At 34.1% G+C, this 12986-nt stretch carries 14 protein-coding genes and 3 tRNA genes; 7 read left to right on the forward strand and 10 right to left on the reverse strand.

What is annotated here, in order from left to right:
- Positions 1–173: 173 nt before the first annotated feature.
- Positions 174–587, forward strand: a complete 414-nt coding sequence (locus H8909_RS11075; RefSeq protein ID WP_187012879.1) for a peptide deformylase — start codon at positions 174–176, stop codon at positions 585–587.
- A gap of 83 nt (positions 588–670) precedes the next feature.
- Here H8909_RS11075 and H8909_RS11080 read toward each other — a convergent pair whose 3' ends face one another.
- The 7 genes from H8909_RS11080 to H8909_RS11110 all read right to left on the reverse strand — a co-directional run bounded on the left by H8909_RS11080 (position 671) and on the right by H8909_RS11110 (position 6398).
- Positions 671–943, reverse strand: a complete 273-nt coding sequence (locus H8909_RS11080) for a type II toxin-antitoxin system RelB/DinJ family antitoxin (protein ID WP_117458157.1) — start codon at positions 941–943, stop codon at positions 671–673.
- 114 nt (positions 944–1057) lie between these two features.
- On the reverse strand, positions 1058–2935 hold the full coding sequence (locus tag H8909_RS11085; RefSeq protein ID WP_187012880.1) for a heavy metal translocating P-type ATPase: 1878 nt from the start codon (positions 2933–2935) through the stop codon (positions 1058–1060).
- 15 nt (positions 2936–2950) lie between these two features.
- On the reverse strand, positions 2951–3169 hold the full coding sequence (locus tag H8909_RS11090) for a cation transporter (RefSeq protein ID WP_187012881.1): 219 nt from the start codon (positions 3167–3169) through the stop codon (positions 2951–2953).
- Positions 3170–3182: 13 nt separating this feature from the next.
- The gene (locus tag H8909_RS11095; protein ID WP_006505676.1) at positions 3183–3530 is read right to left on the reverse strand and encodes an ArsR/SmtB family transcription factor; all 348 of its coding nucleotides are present in this window, start codon (positions 3528–3530) and stop codon (positions 3183–3185) included.
- 109 nt (positions 3531–3639) lie between these two features.
- Positions 3640–4986: an oxygen-binding di-iron domain-containing protein gene (locus H8909_RS11100; protein ID WP_187012882.1), complete on the reverse strand. Its 1347-nt coding sequence runs from the start codon at positions 4984–4986 to the stop codon at positions 3640–3642.
- Between the two features lie 15 nt (positions 4987–5001).
- Entirely contained in the window at positions 5002–5598 is a 597-nt protein-coding gene (locus H8909_RS11105) for a flavin reductase (protein ID WP_187012883.1), read from the reverse strand.
- Between the two features lie 59 nt (positions 5599–5657).
- Positions 5658–6398: a putative ABC transporter permease gene (locus H8909_RS11110; RefSeq protein WP_117458162.1), complete on the reverse strand. Its 741-nt coding sequence runs from the start codon at positions 6396–6398 to the stop codon at positions 5658–5660.
- Positions 6399–6646: 248 nt separating this feature from the next.
- Here H8909_RS11110 and deoC point away from each other — a divergent pair, with 248 nt between their 5' ends.
- Entirely contained in the window at positions 6647–7315 is a 669-nt protein-coding gene (deoC, locus tag H8909_RS11115; RefSeq protein WP_187012884.1) for a deoxyribose-phosphate aldolase, read from the forward strand.
- 96 nt (positions 7316–7411) lie between these two features.
- Here the strand turns inward: deoC and H8909_RS11120 are convergent.
- From H8909_RS11120 to H8909_RS11130, 3 genes are all read right to left on the reverse strand, one after another.
- A tRNA-Ala gene (locus H8909_RS11120) sits at positions 7412–7487 on the reverse strand.
- 20 nt (positions 7488–7507) lie between these two features.
- Positions 7508–7584: transfer RNA gene (locus tag H8909_RS11125), tRNA-Ile, on the reverse strand.
- A gap of 20 nt (positions 7585–7604) precedes the next feature.
- Positions 7605–7681: transfer RNA gene (locus H8909_RS11130), tRNA-Ile, on the reverse strand.
- Positions 7682–7902: 221 nt separating this feature from the next.
- Here H8909_RS11130 and H8909_RS11135 point away from each other — a divergent pair.
- From H8909_RS11135 to H8909_RS11155, 5 genes are all read left to right on the forward strand, one after another.
- Positions 7903–8895 (forward strand): LacI family DNA-binding transcriptional regulator, encoded by a 993-nt coding sequence (locus H8909_RS11135; RefSeq protein WP_187012885.1) that lies wholly within the window; start codon positions 7903–7905, stop codon positions 8893–8895.
- 141 nt (positions 8896–9036) lie between these two features.
- A complete protein-coding gene (galT, locus tag H8909_RS11140) occupies positions 9037–10506 on the forward strand; it encodes a UDP-glucose--hexose-1-phosphate uridylyltransferase (protein ID WP_187012886.1) in 1470 nt (489 codons plus the stop codon).
- On the forward strand, positions 10500–11513 hold the full coding sequence (locus H8909_RS11145; protein ID WP_187012887.1) for an aldose epimerase family protein: 1014 nt from the start codon (positions 10500–10502) through the stop codon (positions 11511–11513). The genes galT and H8909_RS11145 overlap by 7 nt, the downstream gene beginning before the upstream one ends.
- Positions 11510–12793 carry a galactokinase gene (locus tag H8909_RS11150; protein ID WP_187012888.1) on the forward strand — a complete coding sequence of 428 codons (1284 nt, stop codon included), beginning with the start codon at positions 11510–11512 and terminating at the stop codon, positions 12791–12793. The genes H8909_RS11145 and H8909_RS11150 overlap by 4 nt, the downstream gene beginning before the upstream one ends.
- Before the next feature lie 2 nt (positions 12794–12795).
- A partial coding sequence (locus H8909_RS11155) for an SDR family NAD(P)-dependent oxidoreductase (protein ID WP_187012889.1) occupies positions 12796–12986 on the forward strand: 191 nt, incomplete at its 3' end.

The following is a 12986-nucleotide window of genomic DNA, read 5'->3' on the forward strand; positions in this document are numbered from 1 at the left end:
TATATGGCATTATATAAATATATTCAATCTTTTATTCTTAACTACAATGTCATAAATATACACTTATAATAGGAAAAAAAGCAATAAAAAAGAGCCAACTTCTTAAGTTGACTCCATTGGGCTCTTATGAGCCTGTTTTCTTATGTTATAATAGATTTTAGGAGGATGAAGTGATGATTAAAGAAATAGTAAAGGATAATTTCTTCTTATCTCAGGTGGCAGAAAAAGCGACGAAAGAAGATTTATATATAGGAACTGATTTAAAGGATACACTTCAAGCACATCTTCATGAATGTGTTGGTATGGCAGGGAATATGATTGGCTATAATAAAGCAGTTATTATCTTTTTGGAAGATGAAAAGATGCATGTGATGTATAATCCTGAAATCATTAAAACAAGTGGTAACTATCATGAATGTGAAGAGGGATGTTTATCTCATGTAGGACAAAAGTCAGTTAAACGTTATGAAACAATCAAGGTGTCTTACTTTGATGAATCATTTAAAAAGAAGATTAAAACTTTTACTGGTTTTACAGCACAGATCATTCAGCATGAGTGTGATCATCTAAAAGGTATACTCATTTAGATGAGTTGATAGAAAAAAAGGTGAAGATTATGCATATATAACAGCATATTTTTCACCTTTTTTAATTTGCTATATATCGTATTTCATACGTCTAATGCTTCTTTAAGTGCATCGATACTAGAATATCTTGGAGAAGAAGGATTCTTCATCATTTTTCTGCCTTCCTCAATGGCAGAAACTGTAGTATTATTTGGTACTTCCAGTTTTAATTTAAAAGGAATACCATGTTCACGGATAACGGTTCTCAGGAAAATATTTACAGCTGTTGTCATATTTAGACCAAGTTCATTGAATATTTTTTCCGCTTGATCCTTGATTTCTTTATCAGTTCGAATATTTAGGTTTGTTGTTGTCATATAGAACATCTCCATTCAAATATAGTATACTCACAAGTACGTTTACCATCAATACAAAGTCATTATAGTAGAAGTATATTGTCATTATGTAAAAAGGCATCCCTGAGGATACCTTTAATTATGAATTGTGAGAGCACGTGTTGCGTTCATGACTGCAAGAATCATGACACCTACATCTGCAAATATTGCAAGCCACATATTCGCAATACCGAGTGCACCTAATACTAAACAGATGAACTTAACAGCTAACGCAAAGACAATATTCTGTTTTACAATTCTTAATGTCTTAGTAGAAATCTTCATAGCAAGTGAAATCTTTAATGGATCATCATCCATCAAAACAACATCTGCTGCTTCAATGGCAGCATCACTACCAAGACCACCCATCGCAATACCAATATCAGCACGAGAGAGTACTGGTGCATCATTGATACCATCACCAACAAAGGCAAGTTTTTCTTTGTCTGATTTCTTAGCTAACAACTTTTCTACTTCTTCTACCTTATCTGCAGGAAGAAGTTCACTGTGTACTGTATCAATGCCAATTGTCTTGGCTACAAGTTCTGCAGTAGAAGCACTATCACCTGTTAACATAACAGTTTCCTTAGCCCCTAATGATTTCAAACCACTAATAGCTTCTTTAGCATGATCCTTGATAATATCAGAAATCACAATACAACCTGCATATTTGTCATCAACTGCTACATATACAAGTGTACCAGCCTTTGTATAAGCACTATAATCAATACTTTTTAATTTCATTAATTTCGCATTACCTGCAAGAATATGATGACCATTATAGTCTGCTTCTACACCATGTCCTGCAATTTCCTGAATATGATCTACAAGTGTATTATCGATTTTCTGATTATAAGCTTTCTTTAAGCTGACGCTGATAGGATGTGTTGAAGCACTTTCTGCATAAGCAGCATATTCAAGTAAGTTGTCTTTATCAAAACCTTCTGCAGGTACAACATCAGTCACTTCAAATACACCCTTAGTCAATGTACCTGTCTTATCAAATACAAAGTATTTAACATCAGATAATGTTTCTAGGTAGTTAGAACCCTTTACAAGAATACCGTTCTTGCTGGCACATCCAATACCACCAAAGAAACTTAATGGAATAGAAATAACAAGAGCACAAGGACAGCTGATTACTAAGAATGTGAGGGCTCTAAAGATCCAGTCACCGACATGAGCAGGCTGTCCCATAAAAGTTAAGACAATAGGGGGAATAATAGCCAAAGCGAGCGCACTATAACATACAACAGGTGTATAATACTTCGCAAACTTAGTAATAAAGTTTTCTGTCTTAGATTTCTTCATACTTGAGTTTTCTACAAGATCAAGAATCTTAGAAACTGTTGATTCACCAAATTCTTTTGTTGTTTTAACTGTGATACGTGCTGTCATATTAATAGAACCACTATAGATTTCATCACCACAATGGGCATTACGAGGCACACTTTCACCTGTTAAGGCACTTGTATTTAGTGTTGTATCACCCTCTACAATAATTCCATCAATAGGAACCTTTTCACCAGGATTAACAATGATTTCACTACCAATCTCTACATCATCAGGATCTACTTCTTCAATCTCGCCATCCACCATGATATTAGCATAATCAGGACGAATATCCATTAAAGCGGCGATATTCTTACGGCTCTTACCAACCGCAATACTTTGGAATAATTCACCAATCTGATAGAAAACCATAACGGCAGAACCTTCAAGATATTCACCAAGACACATAGCTCCAATAGTAGCCACTGCCATTAAGAAGTTTTCATCAAATACTTGACCACGACTGATATTCTTAATAGATTTTCTTAAAATATCATGTCCAATCACAAAGTAGGGGATTAAATAGAGGATAAACTCTACATAGCCTGGTACAGGGACAATTGTCTTAAATACAGTAATCACGATCAATAAGACAATCGCAATAATAATTCTATTTAAAACATTCTTTTGCTTCTTTGTCATTTCTATCACTCCTTATTAAAGGAAGATTTCGCAATCATCCTCAACAATTTTACAATTTTCTCTTGCTTTTTCCATAACTGCCTGAGGATCTACACCGTCCTCAAATTCTACTTTAAGCTTTAAAGTCATAAAACTTAAAGTGGCATCCTTAACACCTTCAGTATTCTTTACTGCTTCTTCCATCTTATTTGCACAATTTGCGCAATCTACATCTACCTTATAAGTCTTTTTCATATTATTTTCTCCTTTACTCTTCAATATGATTCATACCAATAGATAAAATACTTCTTACATGATCATCATCTAATGAATAGAAGATAACCTTTCCTTCTCTTCTAAACTTTACTAGTTTAGCATCCTTTAATACTTTAAGCTGATGACTAATGGCTGGCTGAGAAAGCTGTAATATAGTAGCTAAATCACCAACACATAGTTCACCTTCAAATAAAGCATAGAGGATCTTGATTCTTGTAGAATCACCAAATGTCTTAAATAAATCTGCTAAATCATAAAGATATTCATCATCAGGCTGATTCTCTAAAACCTTTGAAACAACATCTTCATTCGCATTTAAGAATTCATTTCTCTTTTCCATGGCTCCTCCTCATATAAACGTTTTTACATATTTAATTATATGAATATGTTTATATGTTGTCAATAGAAAAGCCGAAGAAACAAATGTTTCTTCGACTTGGCTGTATGTATTATTCAGTTATTTCTTCAAAATCTGAAGCAGGATGTTTACATAGTGGACAAATAAAGTTTTCAGGAAGTTCTTCTCCGCTATATTCATAACCACAGATCTTACAGCGCCATTTACGCACAGGAGCTTCTTCCTTTACTTGATGTTCTTTATTCATATCTTCTACAATCACATCAGCAAGAGCTTCAATTTTTTCAAAATCTGCATTTTTCATACGTGATTTAATAGTGAGCTCTTCACCGATATAATTCCAAGATAATGGTTCAAGAATAGCTTTCATAGTCTTTTTAGCACTTGGTGCCCATGTACCATTTTCAATTAAAACACATGTACGATTCTGCAAAAGATGTTCTTTGATTTCTATCAATAAGTTCTGCATAGGTGTGAATAAACCCGCATTATAAGATGCACTTGCGAATACTAGATGAGAATATTTGAAACTTTCAGATAAGATATAAGATAGATCAGTTTTAGATATATCATATACTTTAATGTTGTGAATACCTTTTTCACTTAACTTACTTGCAAGAATCTCAGCTGCATTGGCAGTACCACCATAAATAGAACCATAAGCAATCATAACACCCTTGACTTCTGGTTTATAAGCAGCCCAAGAAGCAGTATGTTCTACCATTAAGCTAATATCTTCATCCCAGATAGGCCCATGCAGTGGACAAAGCATTGAAATATCAAGAGTAGAGGCTTTCTTTAATGCATTAGTCACCTGTACTCCATATTTACCAACAATATTTGTATAATAACGTCTTGCTTCATCCCAGAATGATTCATCTAGATCCATTTCACTTGTAAATAGATTGCCATGAAGTGCACCAAAAGTACCAAATGCATCCGCACTAAATAAGATACCTGTTGTAGAATCATAAGTCATCATGACTTCAGGCCAATGAACCATTGGCGTAGTAACGAAGCTTAATACATGATGTCCAGTTTCTAAAGTATCACCATCTTTGACGACTATAGCATGTTGATCTACATCAAAATTAAAGAACTGCTTCATCATACGGAATGTCATAGTATTACCCACAATCTTTACATCAGGATAACGTACTACAATATCACAAAGTGTTGCACAATGATCAGGCTCCATATGATTGACTACTACATAATCAAGTGTTCTACCATCTAGTACATGTTCTAAATTTTCTAAGAACTGATGAGCAATCGCTGCATCTGCAGTATCTAATAAGACAGTCTTATCATCTACTAATAAATAAGAATTATAACTTACACCATCAGGAACAGGATAAACATTTTCAAATAGTTCTAAACGTCTATCATTGCCTCCTACATAATAAAAATCATCACTTATTTGTCTTACATTAAACATTCCTTTTCCTCCTACTTAAAGTGGCTCAAAATCAGATGCCGGATGTTTACAGATAGGACAGATTAAATCCTCAGGTAATTCATCACCTTCATAAACCCATCCACAAATCTTACATACCCATCCTTTTTTCTTCTTTTCTGGTTTTGGTTTCACATTCTTGAAATAATAGTCATATGTCATAGAATCATGCTCATTTAAGATAACAGCATCATCAAGTTCTACAATGAACATCGTATGTGTTAATTCATCCAATGTTTCTATAACATGACCTTTCATATATGCATTCGCATATTGTGTTAAGTAAGGTAATGAGTCTTTCAAATCATACATATCAAAACCATCAAACTTATTAACCTCTTTACCGCTTTGGAAACCAAATCGTTTAAAGATATCAAAAGGGCATGTGATATCAAGCACAGATAAAGTCATATTCTTTGACTTCATCAATACATCATGAGTATAATTCGCCTTATTCACAGTCACTGCAATACGATAAGGATTACTTGTGAGCTGTACAGCTGTATTGATGATACAGCCATTAGGCTTATTACCATCATTTACACCTAATACATACAAACCATAACTGAGTTTAAATAATGCATTCTTTTCCATGGCTATACCTCCTCTTGTTTATTATAAACGTTTACACAAAAGAAAAAAACTCAGATGCATTATTTCTGAGTTTTTGTGTGATATTTGTTTAAGATATCAGGGAATGCCTTGACTAAACGACGATGTGAATATTTCTTAATAAGATGTTCACGGTGACTATCCTTTAATTGACGTGCAATCTTAAAGATATCATCTGTTGTAATTTCATTATGAATATCTAGTTCTAGTTCATCTGCAAACTTCTTAAGATCCTGAGAGACTGTCTCAAGTTTTTTCGCAAGATGAGTGGCTTCTACAAATGTAGTAATTAAGTCGCTTGTGAATAATGTGATACACACAGTAGAAGCAATAACCATTGGAATATAATCATATTGAATAAGCATATGAGTTAGATGTGGTTGCACATTTTTTACGGCAGTGACAGAAAAGAAACCAAAAATAAAGAAACCTTCTAAACAGATACGACCATTTAAATTAAATCTCATTTGAGAATAATCCCACCATCTTGCATGGAACATCTTTTCCATGAAATAAGATGTGAGATATTCAATAAAGCAGGCGACAATCGCTCCTTCTATAAAGATGAGAGACCAATCTTTAGAAATAGGAAACAAAGCACATACAACAATCGCACCTGATCCATAAATAGGAATGCAAGGTCCAGTTAAGAAACCGCTGTTATGTATCTTATGACCTGTAGCAATAGGGCAGATAAGTGATTCCCAGATCCACCCACAGAAACTATAAATAAAGAAGGAAACAACAAGTATTGTCCAGTTATTCGCAAATGCATCTAACATATCTTAACCTCCTCGTTAACCTTTCACCCATTATAGCATTATAGGAATATAGAAACAAAGAAAACTATAATTTGAGCTTAACTTGTTCTTTTTACCAGGAAAAAGGGAGTAAGAAGCAACTGAGACATTTACGATTATAGGTGCAATAATTACAAAAAAATTGGAATTAAGATGCCAGAGAACACAATTGACTACTTTATTTTAGATAAACTGTTATAATAGTATATGAAAAGAGAGGTAAAAATAAAATGAATACAAATGATATTTTAAAAAAAGTAGACCACACATTATTGGCTCAGAGTGCCACTTGGGAAGACATTAAGGTGATCCTAGATGATGGAATCAAATATGGTACAGCATCTGCATGTATTCCAGCTGCTTATGTGAAACAGGCAGCAGAATATGTGGATGGTAAACTTCCCATCTGTACAGTTATTGGATTCCCAAATGGATACAGTACAACTGCAGTAAAAGTATTTGAAACAAAGGATGCTATCGCAAATGGTGCATCTGAAATTGATATGGTTATTAATATCGGATTTTTAAAAGATAAGAGATATGAAGAAGTAGAAGATGAAATCCGTCAGATTCATGAAGCATGTGATGGTAAAATTTTAAAGGTTATTATTGAAACATGTCTTCTTACAGAAGAAGAAAAGATCAAGATGTGTGAATTAGTCACAAATGCAGGTGCAGAATACATTAAGACATCAACAGGGTTCTCAACTGCAGGCGCTACATTTGATGATGTAAAGTTAATGCATGATCATGTAGGTGAAGGAGTTAAAGTAAAAGCAGCAGGTGGTATTAGCTCATTTGATGATGCTGAAAAGTTCATTGAACTTGGTGCTGACAGACTTGGTACAAGCCGTCTTGTAAAAATTATGAAGAATACAGACACTGGGGCAGGTTACTAAAAGTAAAGAACCATAATCCTTTATATAGGACTATGGTTCTTTTTTACGCAATGAAATAAAAAAACAGACACAAATGTGTCTGCTGATTTTTATAAATGGTGGAGCCTAGGAGGATCGAACTCCTGACCTCCTGCGTGCAAAGCAGGCGCTCTCCCAGCTGAGCTAAGGCCCCAGAAAAATTTTAAATAAACATGGTGGGCCTGAATGGATTTGAACCATCGACCTCACCCTTATCAGGGGTGCGCTCTAACCAACTGAGCTACAGGCCCATGTTTAACAGTTTTAGAAATGGTGGGCCTGAATGGATTTGAACCATCGACCTCACCCTTATCAGGGGTGCGCTCTAACCAACTGAGCTACAGGCCCATTTCTTGACTGCTCACCTATAATACCATGTAGAAATACACTCGTCAATAAAAAAATGAAGAAATTATAGGCAAGGTAGAAAAATGTTTGATATATACAATGAAAATAAGGGAAAAATAATATATCGTTAAAATTGGTTAAAATATTACTAAAAATTTTACCTCATTTTATCTAGATTGTGATATATTAATTATTATAGTAATATTGAGGAGGAAAAATAAATGGCTACAATTAAGGATGTTGCGAAAGCAGCTGATGTATCTATCGCAACTGTATCAAGAGTATTAAATGAAGATAAAACATTGAAGGTTTTACCTGAGACAAAAGAGAAGATATTAAGAGTGGCTAGTGAACTCAATTACTCCTTAAAATCAAAAGAAAAGAAGAAAACATTTAATATAGGTATTATCCAGTGTTATACATTTGAACAGGAATTTAGAGATACTTATTTCTTATCTATTTTACAGGGTGTAGAGAAATATTTAAGAAAAGAAAAGATGGCTTCTACAAAAGTAAGATATGATGATATGAATATGAAACAGGTATTAGAAGGTGTGGATGGTATTATTTGTATTGGAAAGTTTGAAAAGAAGTATCTTGATACATTTAGTAAGTTATCTAGTAGAATTGTTTTGCTGGATATGGATTTGTCTCCTATCACAAATGTCTGTATCTCATTGGATTTTGATGACGCGATGTGTAAAGTAGTCAACTATTTTCATTCGCAGGGACATGAAACGATTGGTTTTATGGGAAGAAATGAATATGATGAGATGTCTTTACAAACAATTTCTAGAAAGAAAAGCTTTATTAAATATTGTGAATATTTAGGAATAAAATATGAGATATTTACAACCGGTCATGAAATGACTGGAGATGAAGGTTATTCTGTCATGAATCGTGTGATTGAAGAAGGAAAAATACCTTCCGCAATATTCTGTGCCAATGATCCTCTTGCGATGGGTGCTATGCAGGCTTTATTAGATGCAGGAATCAAGGTTCCAGAAGAAGTGTCTATTATGGGATTCAATGATGTGGATGCATGTAACTTCACACGACCTACATTATCTACTGTCTATGCACCTTCAAGTGAGATGGGAGAGATGGGGGCTTCGTTGTTACATAGAATGATCACAGAAGAGGATATCAGCTATCCATGTAGAATACAATTACCATGTCAATTAGTTATTAGAAATTCATGCAGAGAGAAGTAATAAAACTTCTCTTTTTTTATTTTAGTAAAATAGCAAGTAAACAAAATAGTAAAAATAATTAAAAAAGTATTGATTATTTTACTAAAAGGTTTATCATAGTAGATGAAGAAAATAACAAAATAAAAAAGAGGAGAACCCATAATGAACCATCAGATTAACAGATTACTCAACTTTGCGTTACAAAAAGGCATGATCGGTACAGATGATTTGTACTATGCCGCAAATTTAATTTTAGACTTACTTCAGTTAGATGAATTTGAACTAGAAGAAATCGATGAAAAATTAGAAACAGCACAGGATATCATTGATCATATTCTTGACTATGCAGTAGAAAAAGGTATGATTTCAGATTCTGTGACTGAAAAAGATTTATTTGATACAAGACTTATGAACTGCCTCATGCCTCGTCCTAGTGAAGTAGTAAATAAGTTCAACACTCTTTATAATGAATCTCCAGAAAAAGCAACAGACTACTTCTATGATTTAAGTATTAGTAGTAACTATATTCGTAAATCACGTATTGATAAGAATATCAAGTTTAACCATTATGTTAAATATGGTGATATTCAGATTACTATTAACCTTTCTAAACCAGAAAAGGATCCTAAAGCGATTGCAGCTGCAAAAAATATCAAATCTACAAACTATCCTCTTTGCTTATTATGTAAAGAAAACGTTGGATTTGCAGGTAATATGAAGCATCCTGCGAGACAGAATCATCGTATCATTCCACTAGACCTTGCAGGTCATCGCTATTACCTACAGTATTCACCTTATGTTTACTACAATGAACACTGTATCGTATTTAATGAAAAACATCAGCCAATGAAAATTGACCACAATACATTCGAGCATCTATTCGCATTTGTAGATAAGTTCCCTCATTATATGTTGGGAAGTAACGCTGATCTACCAATCGTAGGTGGTTCTATCCTTACCCATGATCACTACCAAGGCGGTCGTCATCATTTTCCTATGGAAGATGCAAAAGTTATCAAGAGTTATGAACATGACCAGGTACAGGTAGATATGTTGTATTGGCCATTGTCAACTCTAAGACTTACCTCTACTTCCAAAGAAAAAATCATTGCTTTGGCTGATGTTATTCTTGAGAGATGGATTGATTATAGTGATGAATCACTAGATATCATTGCATATACAGATGGTGTAAGACATAACACAGTAACACCAATTGCACGTATGAAGGATGGAAAGTATCAGTTAGATCTAGTACTTAGAAATAACCGTACGACTGAAGAATATCCATTAGGAATCTTCCACCCTCATGCACAGCATCACCACATTAAGAAGGAAAACATCGGCTTAATTGAAGTAATGGGCTTAGCTGTTCTTCCTGCAAGATTAAAGAACGAATTAGAAGATATCAAACAGTGTCTATTAGGTAATGCGGATTTTGATTCAAATGAATCATTACAGAAGCATGCAGACTGGTACAAATATCTTAAGAGTTGTGACTACGAGGATGTTGATGAATTCCTAGAAGTAGAAGTCACTAAGAAGTTTGTAGCAGTATTAGAAGATGCTGGTGTATATAAAATGACTGATGAAGGAATTGAAGGATTCAGTCGCTTCGTGGAGGGCTTATGGTAGAAATTAAGAAAGAATTAGATGACGATATTGTTGTCATCGGCTTAGAAAACAAAGACTTCTATGTAGAAGTCACAAACTTTGGCTGCACACTACTTAAAGCTGTAGTAAAGGACAAAGAAGGAAATCCATGTGATTGTGTATTAGGCTTCCCTGAAGTATCAGATTACCAGAAGAGAGATGGTACATATCTTGGTGCTTTGGTAGGACGAGTATGCAACCGTATTGAGAAGGGAACTTTCACATTAAATGGGAAGACTTATAATGTTCCTATTAATAATGGTCCTAACTCATTACATGGTGGTATTGAAGGATTTTCTTACAAGGTATTTGATTATGAATTTATTGAAGATGGTGTCAAGTTCCACTATGTATCTAAAGATGGTGAAGAAGGCTATCCAGGTACATTAGATTTCTATGCTTATTATACAATCGAAGGAACATCACTTCATATGCGCTATGAAGCAACAAGTGATCAGGATACAATTATCAATATCACAAACCATTCATATTTCAACTTAAATGGACATGCATCAGGTGTTCATAATCATGTATTAAAACTCAATGCTGATGAAGTAGGCTGTGTTGATGGTGATGGATTATATACAGGTGAATTATTAGATGTCACAAATACTCCATTTGACTTTAGAAGTGAAAAAGTGATTGGAGATTGTATCAAAGACAATCATCCACAGTTAATCACAGCCCGTGGTTATGATCATCCATTTGTATTTAATACAGATAAAAATCAGGCAGAACTTTATTCTCCAGAAACTGGCATTAAATTAACTGTATCTACTACATATCCATCAGCACAGGTATATAGTGCAAACTATTTAGATGGACAGTTAGATAAATATGGTTACACTATGCATCCACAAGATGCATTATGTATTGAAACAAGTTATTTACCAGACAGTATTCATAAAGAAGAAAATCCAAAGGTCATCTTAAAGGCAAATAAAAAATTTAAAGAAGAAACAGTATATACATTCGAGGTAACAAAATGAAAGCAAGCTTATTAAAAGAAGAATTTAAAACTAATAAATATGATGAAATGTTGAAAGACTTATATGAAGATGCAAGTCTTGTAGATTATCAGAAAGATAGATATGCCAATGCATTAGATAAGTTCATTGAACTTTATGGTGATGAAAATGTCAGCATCTACAGTGCTGCAGGTAGAAGTGAAATTTCAGGTAACCATACAGACCATCAGCATGGTTGTGTATTAGCCGGTTCTATCAATCTAGATGCGATTGGTGTAGTCGCTAGACAGGATGATGTAATCAATGTTGTATCTGACAGTTTCAACATTGCACCTATTCATTTAAATGATTTAGATAAGAAGGATGAAGAAGAAGGTACTTCAGAAGGACTAATCAGAGGTGTTGTTTCTAAACTTAAAGAACTAGGTTACAATATCGGTGGTTTCAAAGCATTCATTACAAGTGATGTATTAGTAGGGGCTGGTTTATCTAGTTCAGCTGCTTTTGAAACAATTATTGGTACAATCATTGATGGTTTATATAATGATATGAGCATCGATATGGTTACAATCGCAAAAGTAGGTCAGTATGCTGAAAATGTCTATTTTGGTAAGCCTTGTGGATTAATGGACCAGTGTGCATGTGCTGTTGGTGGACTTATCTCTATCGATTTCAAGGATACAGAACATCCTGTTGTTAATCATGTAGATGTAGATTTCTCTAAATATGATCATAGCTTATGTATCGTTGATACAAAGGGAAGCCATGCAGACTTAACAGATGCATATGGTGCTATTCCTGCTGAAATGAAGGATGTCGCTCATTACTTTGGTAAGGAATTCTTAAGAGAAGTAGATGAAAAGGAATTCTTTGATCATCTTGCTGATGTGAGAGATGCAGTCAAGAATGATAGAGAAATTCTAAGAGCTATTCATTTCTTCAAGGAAAATGCGAGAGTACCTCAGATTGTAGAAGCATTAAACAATGATGACTTTGACTTATTCAAGAAGTTAATCAAGGAATCTGGTAACTCAAGCTATAAGTTCTTACAGAATGTTTATGCAGACTTTGATTATAAGCATCAGGCAGTTTCTGCAGGTCTAGCATTAAGTGAAATCGTATTAGGAGACCATGGTGTATCTAGAGTACATGGTGGTGGATTCGCAGGTACAATTCAGGCATTTGTAGAAAATGACTTTGTCCCAGAGTATAAGAAAGAAATTGAAAAATTATTTGGAGAAGGCAGCTGTCATGTACTTAAAGTAAGAAAACTTGGCGGTTGTAAAGTAGTGGAGGAATAAATATGAACGTACTAGTTACAGGTGGTGCAGGTTATATTGGTAGTCATGTCTGTGTAGAATTACTACAGAGCGGCCATGATGTTGTAGTCATCGATGACTTCTCAAATTCAAAACCAGAAGCCTTAGATGCAATTCATGAAATTACTGGTAAGAAAGTAAAGTTCTATGAATTCAACGTTTTAGATGAAGATAA

The organism is Catenibacterium faecis, from assembly GCF_014306455.1.
In the GTDB taxonomy this organism is placed as follows: domain Bacteria; phylum Bacillota_I; class Bacilli_A; order Erysipelotrichales; family Coprobacillaceae; genus Catenibacterium; species Catenibacterium mitsuoka_A.

Coding starts and splice junctions, on each gene's coding strand:
- H8909_RS11110 (WP_117458162.1), bottom strand. CDS start 6,398: ATGTTAGATGCATTTGCGAATAACTGGACAATACTTGTTGTTTCCTTC.
- H8909_RS11075 (WP_187012879.1), top strand. CDS start 174: ATGATTAAAGAAATAGTAAAGGATAATTTCTTCTTATCTCAGGTGGCA.
- H8909_RS11080 (WP_117458157.1), bottom strand. CDS start 943: ATGACAACAACAAACCTAAATATTCGAACTGATAAAGAAATCAAGGAT.
- H8909_RS11085 (WP_187012880.1), bottom strand. CDS start 2,935: ATGACAAAGAAGCAAAAGAATGTTTTAAATAGAATTATTATTGCGATT.
- H8909_RS11145 (WP_187012887.1), top strand. CDS start 10,500: ATGGTAGAAATTAAGAAAGAATTAGATGACGATATTGTTGTCATCGGC.
- H8909_RS11095 (WP_006505676.1), bottom strand. CDS start 3,530: ATGGAAAAGAGAAATGAATTCTTAAATGCGAATGAAGATGTTGTTTCA.
- H8909_RS11090 (WP_187012881.1), bottom strand. CDS start 3,169: ATGAAAAAGACTTATAAGGTAGATGTAGATTGCGCAAATTGTGCAAAT.
- H8909_RS11100 (WP_187012882.1), bottom strand. CDS start 4,986: ATGTTTAATGTAAGACAAATAAGTGATGATTTTTATTATGTAGGAGGC.
- H8909_RS11105 (WP_187012883.1), bottom strand. CDS start 5,598: ATGGAAAAGAATGCATTATTTAAACTCAGTTATGGTTTGTATGTATTA.
- galT (WP_187012886.1), top strand. CDS start 9,037: ATGAACCATCAGATTAACAGATTACTCAACTTTGCGTTACAAAAAGGC.
- deoC (WP_187012884.1), top strand. CDS start 6,647: ATGAATACAAATGATATTTTAAAAAAAGTAGACCACACATTATTGGCT.
- H8909_RS11150 (WP_187012888.1), top strand. CDS start 11,510: ATGAAAGCAAGCTTATTAAAAGAAGAATTTAAAACTAATAAATATGAT.
- H8909_RS11135 (WP_187012885.1), top strand. CDS start 7,903: ATGGCTACAATTAAGGATGTTGCGAAAGCAGCTGATGTATCTATCGCA.